The sequence below is a fragment of the Rhizobium subbaraonis genome (assembly GCF_900220975.1).
Taxonomy (GTDB): Bacteria; Pseudomonadota; Alphaproteobacteria; order Rhizobiales; family Rhizobiaceae; genus Mycoplana; species Mycoplana subbaraonis.
Genome location: NZ_OBQD01000011.1, coordinates 105,202 through 122,444, shown reverse-complemented (window position 1 = coordinate 122,444; position 17,243 = coordinate 105,202). Strand labels below are relative to the sequence as shown.

The window sequence follows — 17,243 nt, the reverse complement described above, 5'->3', positions numbered from 1 at the left end:
GGCAGGGTCGACCCGGTCACCAAGTGCGACAAAGTGCCCCGCCACGTGCGCGCCGTCAGAGAAAGCTCTGCGGATCGATGTCGACCTGCACCAGGATGGAGCCTCTTTCTTTCGGCCCATTGGCTATCATGGCACGCAGATAGGCCTGCATGTCGCTCGAGCGTTGTCCGTGGACCAGCAGGCGAAACCGGTGTCGCCCGCGAATCAGCGCCAGCGGCGCCTCCGCCGGACCGAGGATGGCTATTCCCGACACGCCGGGCGCGGCCTGCCGCAATCCGCGCGCATGGGTTTCGGCTTCCACCCTGCTGTCGGCGGAAACGATCACCGAGGCCAGCCGGCCGAACGGCGGCAGCAGCGCCTTCTCCCGCTCCCCGATCTCGCGCTCGTAAAAGTCCCGCGCATCGCCCGAGACGATGGCCTGCATGACGGGATGCAGCGGCTGGTAGGTCTGGATCAGCCCATGGCTCTTGAGCCCGGTTCGCCCGGCACGGCCGGTCACCTGCGAAAGGAGCTGGAATGTCCGCTCGGCCGCCCTCGGGTCGCCATTCGAAAGGCCAAGGTCGGCATCCACGATCCCGACCAGCGTCATGAGCGGAAAGTTGTGCCCCTTGGCGACGAGCTGGGTGCCGATGACGATGTCGGCCTCGCCCCTGGCGATCGCCTCCAGCTCCAGCCGCAGCCGCTTAACCCCCATCAAGTCCGAGGAAAGGACGATCGTGCGCGCATCCGGGAAATGCCTTTCGACTTCCTCTGCGATCCGCTCGACGCCGGGGCCGCAGGCCGCCAGATGATCGAACGTCCCGCATTCCGGGCAGGCGTCCGGCGTGCGCTCCGCATAGCCGCAGTGATGGCACTGAATCTGGCCGCGGAAACGGTGCTCGACCAGCCAGCTCGAGCATTGCGGGCACTGGAACCGATGGCCGCAGACGCGGCACAGCGTGAGCGGCGCGTAGCCGCGACGATTGAGGAAGAGCAGCGCCTGCTCGCCCTTCTCCACCGTCTTGCCGATCGCCCGCAGCATGACAGGCGAGAGAAAGCCGCCCCTTTGCGGCGGATGGCGGCGCAGATCGACGAGATGGAGATCGGGCAATGCCGCTTCGCCGAAACGCGTCGGCAGGTGCAGCGCCTGGTAGCGGCCGTTGTCGGCGTTGACCCGGCTCTCCACCGAAGGCGTGGCCGAGACGAGCACGACGGGAAAGTTGCCGATTCGGGCGCGCACGACGGCCATGTCGCGCGCATTGTAGAAGACGCGGTCTTCCTGCTTGTAGGCCGGATCGTGTTCCTCGTCGACGATGATGAGCCCGAGGTCCTCGAAGGGAAGGAACAGGGCTGAGCGCGCGCCGGCGACGACGCGCACTTCGCCCGTCGCCACCTGCCGCCAAACCTTTTCGCGCATGCGCGGCGCGAGGTCGGAATGCCATTCCGCCGGCTTGGCGCCGAACCGGTCCTGGAAGCGCTCGAGGAAGCTTGCCGTCAGCGCGATCTCGGGCAGCAGGATCAGCACCTGCCGTCCTTGCCGCAGCTTCTGGGCGATGGCCTCGAAGTAGACTTCCGTCTTGCCGGAGCCGGTGATCCCGTCGATCAGTGCCACGGCGAAGCTGTCGGCGCGCACCTGCGCCACCAGATCGGCGGCCGCCCCCGTCTGCGGTCCCTCCAGCCGCGGAGCGGCATAGTCCGGATCGGGAAGCGCCACAACCGGCGGCGGCGGCAGGAAGATAGTCTCGAAGCTGCCCTGGGCCGTCAGGCCGTCGATCACGCTGGAAGACGTTCCGGCCGCATGGGCAAGTCCGGAGCGCGTCCACGCAACACCCTCCCCCGCCAGCGCCAGAACACGTTCGCGCGCCGGCGTGATCCGCTCCGGGCGCACCCCGGTGAAGCGCAAGCCCTCCACCATCGGCTCCGGATCGAAAGCTGCGGGTGCACGCAGCGCCATCCGCGCCACAAGCCCCGGCGGCGTCAGCGTATAGGCCGACACCCAGTCCACGAAAGCTCGCATCTCTTTCGTCAGCGGCGGGCAATCAAACACCTTCTCGATGGGCCGCAGCTTCTTCGGATCGACCTTGTCGTCGCTTTCCCGGTCCCAGACGACCCCGGCCACCAGACGCGATCCGAGCGGCACCTGTACGATGGAGCCGGGCTCGACCGCCATGCCTTCCGGCACCGCATAGGAATAGGGCCGCGGCGCCGGCATGGGAACCAGCACGGGGACCGTCCGCTGCGCCGGCGCCCCACCGAACAGATCGTCCGTCACGCGCGCCATCACAAAGGCTCTCCGCAGGGCGGAAAGGCGGCCACACGCTCGAAGTTGCGAACGAGCACGCTCACGCGTCGTCCTCCGCAATCTCGCCCGTCAGGCGCATGCCGTCGATCCAGGTGGCGCCCTCGTTGCGGATGACGCGCCTCGAACGCACGCCGCAACGTTGCTCCACTTCGCGCGCCAGCAGCTCGGAATGCGTGACGAGCCAGATCTGACTGGAACGTGCCGCGGTTGCGATCATCGCTGCAAGCGGCGGCAGCATGGATGGATGCAGGCTGGCTTCGGGCTCGTTCAGCGCGACGAACGTCGGGCTGCGATAGGAGAGCAGCGCGCCGGCGAGCGCCAGAAAGCGGATCTGCCCGTCGGAGAGTTCGCGCGGCTGGAACAGGCGCTGCGGAAACTGGGGAAACACCAGCCCGAACGAGGCGAACTCTTCCGGATCCGGCACCGACAGCCTGGCGCCGTCGAAGGCCTCGGTGATCGCCCGGTCCAGCTCGACCGTGTCCTGCCGTATGTGCGCCAGGGTGGCGAAGACCGCCGCAAGATTGGCCCCGCTTTCCTCCAGCATCGGGGCGGTGACGGCAAGGCAGGGCTGGCGCAGCGGCGAATCCCGGTCCGTGCGGAACCCGTGAAAGAACCGCCATTGCAGCACCGCCCGCCGGAAGGCTCCGATTTCCGGATAGTGACCGGCATCCCCGAGAAGCGACAATGCCGTTTCCGACGTCAACACCTGTTCGGGATGCTCCTCCATTCGGCCGGCTTCGTTACGCACCATGATCGCAGGGCCGGCGCGCTTGAGGACGGTGACGGGCCGCCGGCCCGTCTCGATCGAAAGCTCTTCCGTCTTGATCTGCGGCTCGAAGGCGAAGCCGGCAGCAGCCGGCGGACGCAGACCTGCCTCGATCAGGTAGCGGAAGGTGATCGCGCGTTCTTCGTCCAGCAATTCGGCTTCCAGGCGGATGCGCACCGGCTCGTTCGGCCGTCTCCGGCCCGTCCACAGCGCCGACGCCATCCCGCCTTCCACCGCAATTTCCTGCGCCAGCGTGCCCCGTGCCGCGGCCTGGACGAGTTGCAGCGAGCGGTAGAGATTCGATTTTCCCGTGCCGTTTTCGCCGACGAACAGGTTCACCTGGCCGAGGTCCATCCGGATCGACCGCAGCGAACGGTAGTTTTCGGCAAGCATGGCGCGCAGCATCATCGCTTCACCTAAGCGATTCCGCATGCCGGAGAAAAGAGCAAATGCGTGCCTCTATCAACGCAACGAAAATTGCGCGTCCGCGTCGCCGGCAAGTGCGAAGACGCAATGACGCTCCAGCGCCCTGGTCACCTCAGCAGGGTCGCCCGCCAATTGCTCGGGCCGGATCATCGATCCGACGGTGAACTCGAAGCGGTTGCTCTTCTTGTTGAGGAGCTCGTGGAAGACGGTCATGTCGCGCAGTTCTGTCGACCATTTCGCCAGCCAGTAGAACAGGCCCGAATTGCGCGCCTTCATGTGGACGGGAACGATCGGCAGCTCATATTTTCGCGCAAGCGATACCGCCGACATCTTCCATGGCCGTTCGTTGAGGCGCCCGTCCGCCCAATAGGCGATCCTGCCCGAAGGAAAGAGGACCGCCGCCTTCCCCTCGGCAATCGCCCGGTTCGTGATCTGCAGGGTCTCGCGCGTCTTGAGTTTGCTCTTGTGCTCCTCGCGCCATTCCACCGGGATGATCATCTCGACAAAGCGGGGATTGACGCGAATGGCATCCCTGTTGGCAAAGAACATCATGTCCGGACGGCGCTGCTTCAGAAGGTCGAAGACAGCGACCCCGTCGGCAATGCCGGTGGGGTGATTGCTGACAAGCAGGAAGCCGCCTTTTTCCGGTATCCGTTCGGCCTTGGAGACCGCGACATCCAGGTCGAGTGCGCTGCTCAGGAACTCGAAGGCCTGGAAGCCTGGCATGTTGGCCACGGTATCGGCAAACTCGATCGCGCGGCGATAGTTGAGAACCGTATAGAGCAAGGGGCGCGCGACGGGCCATAGCGGATGATTGACGATGCGGGTGCCGCGCTCGGCAATCAGAGTATCCACAATATGACCCGGCTGCCCTTGGGAAACGAGTGCGAGCGTTTCCGCAAGATGTGCGAATGCCGTTGCCGAATCGCGTCTAGCCATGGGTCCGCCTGTTCATTCAGCCCCCGTATCGCAGTTTCATATGATCTAAGCGTGACAGGCGGGAAGTCAACGTTAACAAAACGCTAACCCGGCAACCGATAGAGTGCGCGCCTGAGAATCCGACTAAAGGGCCCGACTGTGGACCAGTTGCTCATCATCGCCGACGAAGCACTGCTGAGGGAGCGCACGGCGTGGCTTTCGACGCTGGCGGCCGAGCGTCGACTTTCGGAGAACACGCTCGAGGCCTATGAACGCGATACTCGCCAGTTCCTGACGTTCCTGACCGGCCACCTTGCCGCGCCTGCGCGGCTGAAGGACATCGGTGACCTCCGTCCGGCTGACCTGCGCGGCTTTCTCGCTGCCCGCAGGCGCGACGGCGCCGGTGCCCGCACGCTCGGACGCGGCCTCGCGGGGCTGCGGTCGTTCCTGCGCCATCTCGAGCGCAAGGGCATGGCAAACGCCGCCGGTGCTGCTGCGATCCGCTCGCCGAAACAGCCGAAGTCCCTGCCGAAGCCACTGACGGACAGTCAGGCGCTCTCCGTCGTCGGCACGGACGCCCAACTCGCCGACGAGCCGTGGATCAGCGTTCGCAACGCCGCCGTCCTGACCCTGCTCTATGGCTGCGGGCTGCGTATCTCCGAAGCGCTGTCGCTGACGCCGGACGATTTTGCCGGCGCCCCCGGTTCGCTGCGCATCACTGGAAAGGGCGGCAAGACGCGCATCGTTCCGCTCCTGGATGCAGCCCGGCGCGGCGTCGAGGATTACAGGCGCCTGTGTCCCTATCCCCTTGCGGCGGACGGACCGCTCTTTCGTGGCGCCCGTGGCGGGCCGCTGCAAGCAGCGATCATCCAGCGGGAGATGCAGAAGATGCGCGGCGCACTCGGCCTGCCCGACAGCGCCACGCCGCACGCGCTGCGCCACTCCTTCGCAACGCATCTGCTGGCGGGCGGCGGCGATCTGCGCACGATCCAGGAACTGCTCGGCCATGCGAGCCTGTCCACGACGCAGGTCTATACCGGCGTCGATTCGGCGCGGCTTCTGGAAATCTACGACAAGGCCCATCCCCGGGCGTGACTTCGTCATCGGAATGCCGCGGACATGTGCGTAGTGGAAAGCTGAATGCTCGCGGGGACGCGGAAGCCGGCCGTTAAGGGATTGTGAGGGGCTGGACAGCTAGGTTCCTGCGGAGATTGCCGGGAGCCGCGCCATGACCCACCCATCCGCCCCAGAACGGATCACCCTAGCAGACCGCATCGCCGACACGACACTCTGGCTCGTTTCCGCTCTTCACGCGATCGCAGCCGTCGCAATTTTCCTCCTTCTCCTGTCCCTCTCGCCGGCAAGCGCGAACGACCTGCCCGTCTGCGGCGGCAAGAGCCTGCTGCCACAACTGGAGGCAAGCGAACCGGCGACCTATGCGAAGCTGATCGAAGAAGCGAAAGCGACGCCGAACGGCGACGGAATCCTCTGGAAGATCGAAAAGGACGGGACCAGCCCCTCCTATCTGCTCGGCACGATGCACGTGACCGATCCTCGCGTCCTTGCCATGCCGCCGGCCGCCCAGTCCGCCTACCGCGAGGCCGACACCGTCGTGATCGAATCCGACGAGATCGCCGACGAGAAGAAGGCCAGCGCGGCCCTGCTCGCCCGTCCGGACCTGACGATGTTCATGGACGGACGCACCATCACCGGCCTTTTGGGGGAAAAGGATTCGGCCATACTCGCAGAGGGCCTGAAGAAGCGCGGCATGTCGCTGGCGGCCGTTTCGCGGATGAAGCCCTGGCTGATCATGAGTTTCGTCGCCCTTCCGGCCTGCGAGATGGCCCGCAAGCAGGCCGGAGCCTATTTTCTCGACCAGAAGCTGGCAAAAGAGGCGATCGCCGACGGCAAGACGCTCAAGGGACTTGAAACGATCGTCGAGCAGATCACCACGCTGGACGGCCTGCCGCTGGCCCCCCAGCTTGCCGGCCTGGTCCAGACGGTTCAACTAGGAGACAGCCTGGAAGATGTCATCGAGACGATGAGCCAGCTTTATCTCGCTGGCGAAGTCGGAATGATCATGCCGCTGATGCGTGCTGCCGTGCCTGACGGCGAGGACGACGCGGCCGGCTACGCCGAATTCGAGCAGCGCGTCATTATCGACCGCAACCATCGGATGGCGGAACGCGCGCTGCCGATCCTGTCCGGCGGCAATGTCTTCATCGCGGTCGGCGCACTTCACCTGCCGGGCAAGGAAGGCGTGGTTGAACTGCTGCGCGACAAGGGCTTCACGGTCAGTCGCGTCCAGTAGCGACCCTTCACGCGGGGGCGAATTCCCGCCAAGGCACAGGCGACAAACGACGATGCCCCGGCGCAAGGGTTTGCGCCGGGGCATCGTGTGACGTTGAATGGTCTGCCGTGAACCGGATCACATGTGGATCGGCTTGAAGAAGGCGCCGAGGGCGGCTTCCTTGACGGCTTCCGACATCGTCGGATGCGCGTGGCAGGTGCGGCCGAGATCTTCCGACGAGCCACCGAATTCCATCAGCACAGCGATTTCGTGGATCATCTCGCCCGCGCCGAAGCCGACGATATGGCCGCCGAGCACGCGGTCGGTCTCCTTGTCGGCGAGAATTTTGACGAAGCCGTCGGTGGCGAGCATGGCGCGCGCACGGCCATTGGCCGAGAACGGGAACTTGCCGACCTTGTAGGCGACGCCGGCAGCCTTCAGTTCCTCTTCCGTCTTGCCGACGGAGGCGACTTCCGGCTGGGTGTAGACCACGCCCGGGATGACATCGTAATTCACGTGACCGGCCTGGCCGGCGAGGATCTCGGCCAGCGCCACGCCCTCGTCCTCGGCCTTGTGCGCCAGCATCGGGCCGCGCACGACGTCGCCGATGGCGTAGATGCCCGGCACGTTGGTCTGGAAGTGGCCGTCGATCTCGACGCGGCCGCGATTGTCGAGCGCCACACCCGCCTCGGCGAGGCCCAGCCCGTCGGTGTAGGGCCGCCGACCGGTCGCGACCAGAACGATATCGGCATCGATCGTCGTCGCCTCGCCGCCCTTGACCGGCTCGAAGGTCACCTTGGCGCCGTCCTTGCTCTTCTCGACCGCCGTCACCTTGGCGCCGACGCGGATGTCCATGCCCTGCTTGGCCAGCATGCGCTGGAACTGCTTGGAGACTTCGCCATCCATGCCGCCGAGGATCGTGTCAAGGTATTCGACGACTGTCACTTTTGCACCAAGACGCATCCAGACCGAGCCGAGCTCGAGGCCAATGACGCCGCCGCCGACGACGATCAGGCTCTCCGGCACCTTGTCGAGCGCGATTGCACCGGTGGAGGAAACGATCACCTTCTCGTCGATGTCGACCTTGACGCCCGGAATGCCGGCAACGTCGGACCCGGTGGCGATCACGATCGCCTTGGTTTCGAGCACCTGCTCCTCGCCCTTGTCGCTGGTTACGGCGACCTTGCCGGCGCCGAGCACCCTGCCGGTGCCCTGTATCCCGTCGATCTTGTTCTTCTTGAACAGGAAGGCGACGCCGTCGACGTTGGACTTCACCGTCGCGTCCTTGTGGCCCATCATCTTCTCGAGGTTCAGCTTCGGGGTGAGCCCCTCGACGCCGAGCGCCTCCATTCCGTGCGCGGCGTGGCTGTACATCTCGGATGCATGCAGCAATGCCTTGGAGGGGATGCAGCCGACGTTGAGGCAGGTCCCGCCATAGGTCGCGCGCTTTTCGACGACAGCGACCTTCAGGCCGAGCTGTGCCGCCTTGACGGCGCAGACATAGCCGCCGGGGCCGGAACCGATAACAACGAGATCGTATGCCATGAATTGTCCTTCCTGTGCGGGACGGCTATCTGCCGCCGCTGACGTTGAGGGCGGCACCCGTCACATAGGATGCCGCGTCGGAGAGTAGATAGAGAACGGATTGCGCGACTTCGTCGGGCGTGCCCGGCCGCTGCATCGGGATTGCCGTCGCCATGTCGCGGGCGCGGTCCGGCAAACCGCCAGAGGCGTGAATGTCGGTGTCGATAATGCCGGGACGCACCAGATTGACGCGGATGCCTTCGGCTGCGACCTCGCGAGCAAGGCCGGTCGTGAAGCTTTCGATCGCGCCCTTGGTCGCCGCGTAGTCGACATATTGCCCGGCCGAACCGAGAACCGCCGCCATCGACGAGATGTTGACGATCGCGCCGCCGCGGCCGCCATGCCGCGTGGACATGCGTCGCACCGCTTCCTGGGCGCAGCGGATCGACCCGATGACGTTGACTGCGAACATCCGGTCCAGCCGCTCGACCGAGATCTCGTCGACGCGGGCGGGATGACCGACGATGCCGGCATTGTTCACCAGGCCGTCTAGCCTGGAAAACGTCGCATCCAGCGCGGAGAAGATCGATGCGAGCCCCGCCTCCGTCCCGACGTCGCCCTCGATCGCAACTGCCGAGCCGCCGGCGCCGCGAATATCGTCGACCACGGCCTCGGCAGCCGCAGCGTTCGCGGCGTAGTTCACCGCAACCTGCCAGCCGGAAGCGGCCGCCAGCCGGCACACGCTGGCACCTATGCCACGGCTTCCGCCGGTGACGAGAAGGACGGGATGCAAGGTCGTCATTTCGCACACTCCTTGAAGGTCAGGAGATCCCAAGGAACGTCGGTCAGCTTCTTTTCTTCCCAGGCGCCGGAATAACGCAGTGCCGGGCCGAAGCCGGCAAGCAGCAGCGCATGGGCGGCATTCGCCCCCTCCTCCGGAACCAGTTCGCCGATCGCCCCGTCCGCCGCGACGGGATACATCACGCCCTCCCAGACAGTGCAGGCGGCGATCTCGTCGCCGGTCACGTCGCCCGTCGGGCAATTGTGCATCACCATGGCGTTGGAGCGCGCCACTTCGTCCCCGGTCATGATGTGCCCGTTGAGGAGAAGGTCGCCCTTTACCTGCCGGATCTTGAAGTGATGGCTGACGACCGCGGCTTCCGATCCGACCGGCTCGAAGGAAAGTTCATAGACCCCGTCCCTGTCCGTATAGATCGCCTGTGCCTGCCGGCATTCCGCCGCAAGCGCGGCAGGAGCACAGGCAGCTGAAACAGCCGATGCCAGGAGAATTGAGGCGAGAATGCGCATCGGTCAGACAGCCCGCTCGGTCGCAAGCTTGATGCCGAGCGCGATGAAGACCACACCGCTGGCGCGATTGATCCACTGGCTTGCGCGGGAAAAGGCAGCGCGCATCTTCGGCGTCGTCATGAACAGCGATACGCCGACGAACCACGCGATCAGGCACGTCGCCATGACCAGCCCGTATCCGAACTTGACCGTCATCGGCGTGTGTGCGCTGACGACCGTCGAGAAGATCGACAGGAAGAAGAACACCGCCTTGGGATTGAGGGCATTGGCCATGAACCCGAGCCCGAAGGCGCGGACTGACGACTGGCGCCTGCCATTCGCGGATGCGCCGGCCGCGGGCGCGTCGATGTCTGCCTTGCCTGCCTTCAGCGCCTTGAAGCCGATGTAGACGAGATAGGCGACGCCGCACCACTTGACGATGTTGAACAGGTAGATCGACTGGGAGATGATCAGGCCGAGGCCAAGGATCGTGTAGGTCACATGCACCATCAGCGATGTGCCGATGCCGAAGGAGGTGATGACCGCCGACCGCCGGCCATGCACGATCGACTGGCGCATGACCATGGCAAGGTCGGCACCGGGCGAGATGATGGCAAAGGCAAAGATCGCCATCAGCGAGGCGAGTTCGATCAGATAGGTGTGCATCTCAGGTCTCCGGTGCGTCCAGCCCGCGGACGCGGCGCGTCGATCACAACAGGATTGCAGCGAACATCATGAAAAGCCCGGCAAGAGAGCCGAGCCAGATCAGCGAGCGGACATAGGCGATGCCCGCGAGATACAATGGAATGTAGAGAAGCCGGCAGGCGAACCAGAGAAGCGCGCCACGATAGCCCCAGCCGGAGGGATCGCCGGCAAGGGCAAGGCAAAGCGCGAGGCCGACGAAGGCGGGATAGGTCTCCCGCAGGTTGGCCGAGGCCCGTTCGGCACGTCCGGCAAGCCGGCCGAGCGGCTTGGCTTCGCCGTCCCGCGGACCGGCATTCCAGGCCTGCCCGCGATCACCCGTGCTCAGCGCACCCTGCAGCATCACCTGGAAGACGAGCAGCGCCGCGCTCCACGCCACCAGCGTGATGAAAGGCGAAGCGGCAAGCGCTGCTGCGTCCATCTTTGCCCGTCCTTACAGGTCCAGAACGAGGCGTTCCGGATCCTCCAGGCTTTCCTTGACGCGCACGAGGAAGGTGACCGCTTCCTTGCCGTCGACGATCCGGTGGTCGTAGGAAAGTGCGAGGTACATCATCGGCCGGATGACGACCTGGCCGCCGATGGCGACCGGACGCTCCTGGATCTTGTGCATGCCGAGGATACCGGACTGCGGTGCGTTCAGGATCGGCGAGGACATCAGCGAACCGTAGACGCCGCCGTTTGTGATCGTGAACGTGCCGCCCTGCATGTCGGCCATCGACAGCGAACCGTCGCGGGCGGCCTTGGCGAGGCGCGCCAGTTCCTTCTCGACTTCGGCGATCGACATCTGGTCGGCGTCACGGATGACCGGCACGACGAGGCCCTTGTCGGTGCCGACCGCCATGCCGATGTGGCAGAAGTTCTTGTAGATGATGTCGGTGCCGTCGATTTCGGCGTTGACCGCCGGCAGCTCCTTCAGGGCATGCGTCACCGCCTTGGTGAAGAAGCCCATGAAGCCGAGCTTCACGCCGTGCTTCTTCTCGAAGATGTCCTTGTACTTTGCACGCAGGTCCATGACGGCCTTCATGTCCACCTCGTTGTAGGTGGTCAGCATGGCGGCCGTGTTCTGCGCGTCCTTCAGGCGCTTGGCGATCGTCTGGCGCAGGCGCGTCATCTTCACGCGTTCCTCGCGCGGCGCATCGGCTTCGGAAGACGGCGCGCGGGCCTGGATCTGGATCGGGGCTGCGGGGGCTGCCGGAGCGGCGATGCCCTTGGCGACAGCGGCGATCACGTCGCCCTTCAGCACCTGGCCGCGCTTGCCCGAACCGTCTACCTGCTCTGCGGAAAGATTGTTCTCGGCCAGCATCTTTGCTGCGGCCGGTGCCGGCGGCATGGAGGATGCGGCGGCTGCCGGCGCTGCGGCTGGGGCGGCAGCGGGAGCCGCTGCGGGCGCCGGTTCGGCGGCCTTTGCGGCCGGTGCGGCCGCAAAGGCAGATGCGCCTTCCGCGATCTGGCCGAGCAGGGCGCCGAGACCGACGGTCTCGCCGTTCGGCGCGACGATTTCCGACAGCACGCCCGAAGCCGGTGCCGGCACCTCGACCGTCACCTTGTCGGTTTCCAGCTCGACGAGCGGCTCATCGGCCTTGACGACGTCGCCGACCTTCTTGAACCAGGTGCCGACGGTCGCTTCGCTGACGGATTCGCCGAGGGTCGGAACGCGGATTTCAGTAGCCATTGTTCTAGTCCTGAAATGTTGAATGGTTGAATTCTGTTGCGGGAAGCGGGGCGCGGCGGCATGTCCCATTGGGAAACATGCCATCGCGCCATCCTCCCGTTAGCCGCCGAGCGCATCCTCGAGGAACGCGGCCAACTGCGCAAGATGCTTGGACATCAGGCCCGTTGCCGGCGACGCGGCGGCCGGGCGGCCGGTGTAGCGAACGCGCTGGTGCTTGGCGTCGATGTGGGCGAGCACCCATTCCAGGTACGGATCGATGAACGACCATGCACCCATGTTCTTCGGCTCTTCCTGGCACCACACCATTTCCGCATGACGGAAGCGCGACAGCTCGTTGATGAGCGCCTTTGCCGGGAACGGATAGAGCTGCTCGAGACGAAGGAGGTAGATGTCGTCGACGCCGCGCTTCTCGCGCTCTTCGAGCAGGTCATAGTAGACCTTGCCCGAGCACATGACCACGCGACGGATCTTGGCATCCTTCTGCAGCTTGATCGGACCGTCCTTGATGACTTCCGCGTCGTCCCACAGCAGGCGGTGGAACGAGCTTTCGCCTGCGAGCTCCGAAAGGCTCGAGACCGCGCGCTTGTGGCGCAGCAGCGACTTCGGCGTCATCAGGATCAGCGGCTTGCGGAAGTCGCGCTTGATCTGCCGGCGCAGGGCATGGAAGTAGTTGGCCGGCGTCGTGCAGTAGACGACCTGCATGTTGTCTTCCGCGCAAAGCTGCAGGAAGCGTTCCAGGCGGGCGGAGGAGTGCTCCGGGCCCTGGCCCTCGTAGCCGTGCGGCAGCAGGCAGACGAGGCCCGACATACGCAGCCACTTGCGTTCGCCCGACGAGATGAACTGGTCGAACACCACCTGCGCGCCGTTGGCGAAATCGCCGAACTGGGCTTCCCACAGCGTCAGCGCATTCGGACGCGCCAGCGAGTAGCCGTATTCGTAGCCGAGGACGGCCTCTTCGGAGAGCATCGAGTTGATGACCTCGTAGCGCGCCTGCGTCGGCGACAGGTTCGCCAGCGGAATGTAGCGCTCTTCGGTCTCCTGGTCGTAGAGGACCGAGTGGCGCTGCGAGAACGTGCCGCGCTCGCAGTCCTGGCCGGACAAACGGATCTTCGTGCCCTCGACGGCGAGCGACCCGAAAGCCAGTGCCTCGGCCATCGCCCAGTCGAGACCTTCGCCGGTCTCGATCATCTGTGCACGGTTGTCCATGAAGCGCTGGATCGTGCGGTGCGCCTTGAAGCCCTCCGGAATGGTGGACAGCTTGCGCCCGATTTCCTTCAGTTGCTTCATCGGCACCGAGGTCCTGCCGCGGCGCTGCTCGTCGGCATTGTCGGCAGCGCGCAGGCCCGACCACACGCCGTCCAGCCAGTCTGCCTTGTTCGGCTTGTAGGACTGACCGGCGTCAAACTCCTGTTCGAGCCTGGCGCGCCAGTCGGCCTTCATCTTCTCGAATTCGCCCTCGGTGATCAGGCCTTCCTCGATCAGCCGCTGGCCGTAGAGCTGCACGACCGTCTTGTGGGCGCGAATAGCCTTGTACATCTTCGGCTGCGTGAACGCCGGCTCATCGCCTTCGTTGTGGCCGAAGCGGCGGTAGCAGAACATGTCGATCACGACCGGCTTGTGGAACTTCATCCGGTACTCGGTGGCGATCTTGGCGGCATAGACGACCGCTTCCGGATCGTCGCCGTTGACGTGGAAGATCGGCGCCTCGATCATCTTGGCGACGTCGGACGGATAGGGCGACGAACGCGAGAAGGCCGGATTGGTGGTGAAGCCGATCTGGTTGTTGATGATGACATGCATCGTGCCGGCGACGCGGTAGCCGCGCAGCCCGGAGAGGCCGAGGATTTCCGAGATGACGCCCTGGCCGGCAAAGGCGGCGTCGCCATGGATCAGGAGCGGCATGACCTTTGCGCGTTCGCGCAAGGGAATGATGTCGCCCTCGAAGACCGTCGCCATCTGGTCCTGCTTGGCGCGGGCCTTGCCCATGACGACCGGGTTGACGATCTCCAGGTGCGACGGGTTCGCCGTCAGCGACAAGTGCACCTTGTTGTTGTCGAACTCGCGGTCCGAGGAGGCGCCGAGGTGATACTTCACGTCGCCCGAGCCTTCCACGTCGTCAGGCGCGTAGGAGCCGCCCTTGAACTCGTGGAAGATCGCCCGGTGCGGCTTTGCCATCACCTGCGAAAGCACGTTCAGGCGGCCGCGATGGGCCATGCCGAGAACGATTTCCTTCAGGCCTTCCTGGCCGCCGCGCTTGATGATCTGCTCGAGCGCCGGGATCAGCGATTCACCGCCGTCGAGGCCGAAGCGCTTGGTGCCTTTGTACTTGACGTCGATGAACTGCTCGAAACCTTCCGCCTCGATCAGCTTCTGCAGGATCGCCTTCTTGCCCTCGGGCGTGAAGTCGACGCCCTTGTCGGGGCCTTCGATGCGCTCCTGGATCCACGCCTTGATCTCCGGATCGGAGATATGCATGAACTCGACGCCGAGCGTCGAGCAATAGGTGCGCTCGAGAATTTCGAGCATCTGCGGAATGGTCGCGTATTCGAGGCCAAGGACGTTGTCGAGGAAGATCGGCCGGCTGTAGTCGGCTTCCGTGAAGCCGTAGGACTTCGGCGACAGCTCGTCATAGTCCTCCACCGGATCGGCAAGGCCGAGCGGGTCGAGCTTGGCATGCAGGTGGCCGCGCATGCGATAGGCGCGGATCATCATGATGGCGCGGACGCTGTCGCGGCTCGCCTGCTGGACGTCGCTGGCATTGACCGGGACGCCGGTTGCAACGGCGGTTTCCTCCGCCTTTGCCTTGATCTTCTTCTCGACGACCTTCTCGACCGTGCCCCAGTCGCCGTCGAGCGCGGATACGAGCTCGCCGTTGGCGGCGATCGGCCAGTTCTTCTTCTTCCAGGACGCACCCTGGGCCGCCTTGAGGACATCGGCCGGGCTGTCGTCGAGCGCCTTGAAGAAAGCCTGCCACTCGGGAGCTACCGAGGAGGGATCCTGTTCGAAGCGCGCATAGAGCTGTTCGATATAGGTCGCATTGGCGCCGTCGAGGAACGACGTCACCTGAAACTGTTCGTTGGCGTCTTGTCTTGCCATGGTCGCTCGCGGGCGCCGCGCCCGCCTCCTGACTGTAATCCACCCCGGGGAATGCGTCCGGGAGAAACGCCCGCCCGGGCTCCGTCCTCGTCGACGGCCCCAGGCGATGGGAAGAACAGGCGGCCGGCATCGTACCGGCCGCCAAAGTTGTCAGTCTCAGCCCTTCAGGACTTCGACGAGGGTCTTGCCGAGACGCGCCGGGGAAGGCGACACCTTGATGCCTGCCGCTTCCATGGCTGCGATCTTGGATTCCGCATCGCCCTTGCCGCCGGAGACGACAGCGCCGGCGTGGCCCATGGTGCGGCCCTTCGGCGCCGTACGGCCCGCGATGAAGCCGGCCATCGGCTTCTTGCGGCCCTTCTTGGCTTCGTCGATCAGGAACTGGGCTGCGTCTTCTTCGGCCGAGCCGCCGATTTCGCCGATCATGATGATCGACGTCGTGGCTTCGTCGGCGAGGAACATCTCCAGCACGTCGATGAACTCGGTGCCCTTGACCGGGTCGCCGCCGATGCCGACAGCCGTCGTCTGGCCGAGGCCTTCGTTCGAGGTCTGGAACACGGCCTCATAGGTCAGCGTGCCGGAACGCGAAACGATGCCGACCGAGCCCTTGCGGAAGATCGAACCTGGCATGATGCCGATCTTGCACTCTTCCGGCGTCAGGATACCCGGGCAGTTCGGGCCGAGCAGGCGCGACTTGGAGCGGTCGAGGCGGGCCTTGACGCGGACCATGTCCAGGACCGGGATGCCCTCGGTGATGCAGGTGATGAACGGGATCTCGGCATCGATCGCCTCGATGATCGCGTCTGCAGCACCTGCCGGCGGAACGTAGATCACGGACGCGTCGGCGCCGGTCTTTTCCTTGCCTTCGGCAACCGAGGCGAAGATCGGCAGGGTTTCGCCCTTCGAGCCCGTCCAGGTTTCGCCACCCTTCTTCGGGTGGATGCCGCCGACCATCTGCGTGCCGTAATAGGCGAGCGCCTGCTCGGTGTGGAAGGTGCCGGTCTTGCCGGTCAGGCCCTGAACGAGAACCTTGGTATTCTTGTTGACGAGAATAGACATGTATCAGGTCCTCAAATTAGGCGTTGATCGCCGCGACGATCTTCTTGGCGGCATCGTCGAGATCGTCAGCTGCGGTGATCGCGAGACCGGATTCGTTGAGGATCTTCTTGCCGAGCTCGACATTGGTGCCTTCCAGGCGAACGACGAGCGGAACCTTCAGCCCGACTTCCTGCACGGCGGCGACAACGCCCTCGGCAATGACGTCGCACTTCATGATGCCGCCGAAGATGTTGACGAGGATGCCCTCGACCTTCGGGTCGGCCGTGATGATCTTGAAGGCCGCAGCAACCTTGTCCTTGCCGGCGCCGCCGCCGACGTCGCAGAAGTTCGCCGGCTCCTTGCCGTAGAGCTTGATGATGTCCATCGTCGCCATGGCGAGGCCCGCACCGTTGACCATGCAACCGATGTTGCCGTCGAGGGCGACATAGGCGAGGTCCCACTTGGAGGCCTCGATTTCCTTGGCGTCTTCCTCGGTCTCGTCGCGCAGCGCCTTGACGTCGTCATGGCGGAACAGGGCGTTGCCGTCAAAAGACATCTTGGCGTCGAGAACGCGCAGATGGCCGTCCTTCATGACGATCAGCGGGTTGACCTCGAGAAGCGCCATGTCCTTTTCGCCGAACGCCTTGTAGAGCGCCGGAAACAGCGACTTGGCGTCTTCGGCGGCAGCGCCGGACAGTTCCAGAGCCTTGGAGATCTTGGCGACGTCGTCAGCCGTGACGCCGGTTTCGGGGTCGATGGCGATCGTGTGGATCTTCTCGGGCGTGTCGTGGGCAACAGCCTCGATGTCCATGCCACCTTCGGTCGAAACGACGAAGGCAACCTTGCCGACCGAGCGGTCAACCAGCAGCGAGCAGTAGAGTTCGCGGTCGATGTCGGCGCCGTCCTCGATGTAGAGGCGGTTGACCTGCTTGCCGGCTTCGCCGGTCTGCGCGGTCACCAGCGTGTTGCCGAGCATTTCCTTGGCGTGCGCCACGACTTCGTCGATCGACTTGGCAAGGCGGACGCCGCCCTTGGCGTCGGGACCGAGTTCCTTGAACTTGCCCTTGCCGCGACCGCCGGCATGGATCTGGCTCTTGACCACGTAGAGCGGACCCGGGAGCGACTTGGCAGCCGCTTCGGCCTCTTCCACCTTCAGGATGGCAACGCCCTCCGCGACCGGTGCGCCATAGCCCTTCAGGAGAGCCTTGGCCTGGTATTCATGGATATTCATGGAAAATTCCCT

At 64.9% G+C, this 17,243-nt stretch carries 14 protein-coding genes; 2 read left to right on the top strand and 12 right to left on the bottom strand.

The window, feature by feature from the left end:
• Nucleotides 1-55: 55 nt before the first annotated feature.
• The 3 genes from CRO48_RS17875 to CRO48_RS17865 all read right to left on the bottom strand — a co-directional run bounded on the left by CRO48_RS17875 (nt 56) and on the right by CRO48_RS17865 (nt 4,412).
• Complete coding sequence (locus CRO48_RS17875) at nt 56-2,260, bottom strand: primosomal protein N' (protein ID WP_097141229.1); 2,205 nt, start codon at nt 2,258-2,260, stop codon at nt 56-58.
• Between the two features lie 61 nt (nt 2,261-2,321).
• Nucleotides 2,322-3,455, bottom strand: coding sequence for an AAA family ATPase (locus tag CRO48_RS17870; RefSeq protein WP_097141228.1), 1,134 nt, complete (start codon nt 3,453-3,455; stop codon nt 2,322-2,324).
• 54 nt (nt 3,456-3,509) lie between these two features.
• Nucleotides 3,510-4,412 carry a GNAT family N-acetyltransferase gene (locus tag CRO48_RS17865; RefSeq protein WP_097141227.1) on the bottom strand — a complete coding sequence of 301 codons (903 nt, stop codon included), beginning with the start codon at nt 4,410-4,412 and terminating at the stop codon, nt 3,510-3,512.
• Between the two features lie 138 nt (nt 4,413-4,550).
• On the opposite strand from CRO48_RS17865, the gene CRO48_RS17860 reads away from it, so the two are divergent.
• Entirely contained in the window at nt 4,551-5,486 is a 936-nt protein-coding gene (locus CRO48_RS17860; RefSeq protein ID WP_097141226.1) for a tyrosine recombinase XerC, read from the top strand.
• A gap of 133 nt (nt 5,487-5,619) precedes the next feature.
• Nucleotides 5,620-6,702 carry a TraB/GumN family protein gene (locus CRO48_RS17855; protein WP_097141225.1) on the top strand — a complete coding sequence of 361 codons (1,083 nt, stop codon included), beginning with the start codon at nt 5,620-5,622 and terminating at the stop codon, nt 6,700-6,702.
• Nucleotides 6,703-6,819: 117 nt separating this feature from the next.
• On the opposite strand, the gene lpdA is transcribed toward CRO48_RS17855, so the two are convergent.
• The 9 genes from lpdA to sucC form a co-directional block, all read right to left on the bottom strand.
• A complete protein-coding gene (gene lpdA / locus CRO48_RS17850) occupies nt 6,820-8,226 on the bottom strand; it encodes a dihydrolipoyl dehydrogenase (RefSeq protein WP_097141224.1) in 1,407 nt (468 codons plus the stop codon).
• Between the two features lie 25 nt (nt 8,227-8,251).
• Complete coding sequence (locus CRO48_RS17845) at nt 8,252-9,007, bottom strand: SDR family oxidoreductase (protein ID WP_097141223.1); 756 nt, start codon at nt 9,005-9,007, stop codon at nt 8,252-8,254.
• A complete protein-coding gene (locus CRO48_RS17840; protein WP_097141222.1) occupies nt 9,004-9,513 on the bottom strand; it encodes a hypothetical protein in 510 nt (169 codons plus the stop codon). The genes CRO48_RS17845 and CRO48_RS17840 overlap by 4 nt, the downstream gene beginning before the upstream one ends.
• Nucleotides 9,514-9,516: 3 nt before the next feature.
• Nucleotides 9,517-10,158, bottom strand: coding sequence for a LysE family translocator (locus tag CRO48_RS17835; protein ID WP_097141221.1), 642 nt, complete (start codon nt 10,156-10,158; stop codon nt 9,517-9,519).
• A gap of 43 nt (nt 10,159-10,201) precedes the next feature.
• Nucleotides 10,202-10,615, bottom strand: a complete 414-nt coding sequence (locus tag CRO48_RS17830) for an MAPEG family protein (RefSeq protein ID WP_097141220.1) — start codon at nt 10,613-10,615, stop codon at nt 10,202-10,204.
• 12 nt (nt 10,616-10,627) lie between these two features.
• Nucleotides 10,628-11,866, bottom strand: coding sequence for a 2-oxoglutarate dehydrogenase complex dihydrolipoyllysine-residue succinyltransferase (gene odhB, locus CRO48_RS17825; RefSeq protein ID WP_097141219.1), 1,239 nt, complete (start codon nt 11,864-11,866; stop codon nt 10,628-10,630).
• A 99-nt stretch (nt 11,867-11,965) separates the two neighbouring features.
• Nucleotides 11,966-14,962, bottom strand: a complete 2,997-nt coding sequence (locus CRO48_RS17820) for a 2-oxoglutarate dehydrogenase E1 component (RefSeq protein ID WP_097141218.1) — start codon at nt 14,960-14,962, stop codon at nt 11,966-11,968.
• A 156-nt stretch (nt 14,963-15,118) separates the two neighbouring features.
• Nucleotides 15,119-16,021, bottom strand: coding sequence for a succinate--CoA ligase subunit alpha (gene sucD, locus CRO48_RS17815; RefSeq protein ID WP_097141217.1), 903 nt, complete (start codon nt 16,019-16,021; stop codon nt 15,119-15,121).
• 16 nt (nt 16,022-16,037) lie between these two features.
• Nucleotides 16,038-17,231: an ADP-forming succinate--CoA ligase subunit beta gene (gene sucC, locus CRO48_RS17810; protein ID WP_097141216.1), complete on the bottom strand. Its 1,194-nt coding sequence runs from the start codon at nt 17,229-17,231 to the stop codon at nt 16,038-16,040.
• Between the last annotated feature and the right edge of the window lie 12 nt (nt 17,232-17,243).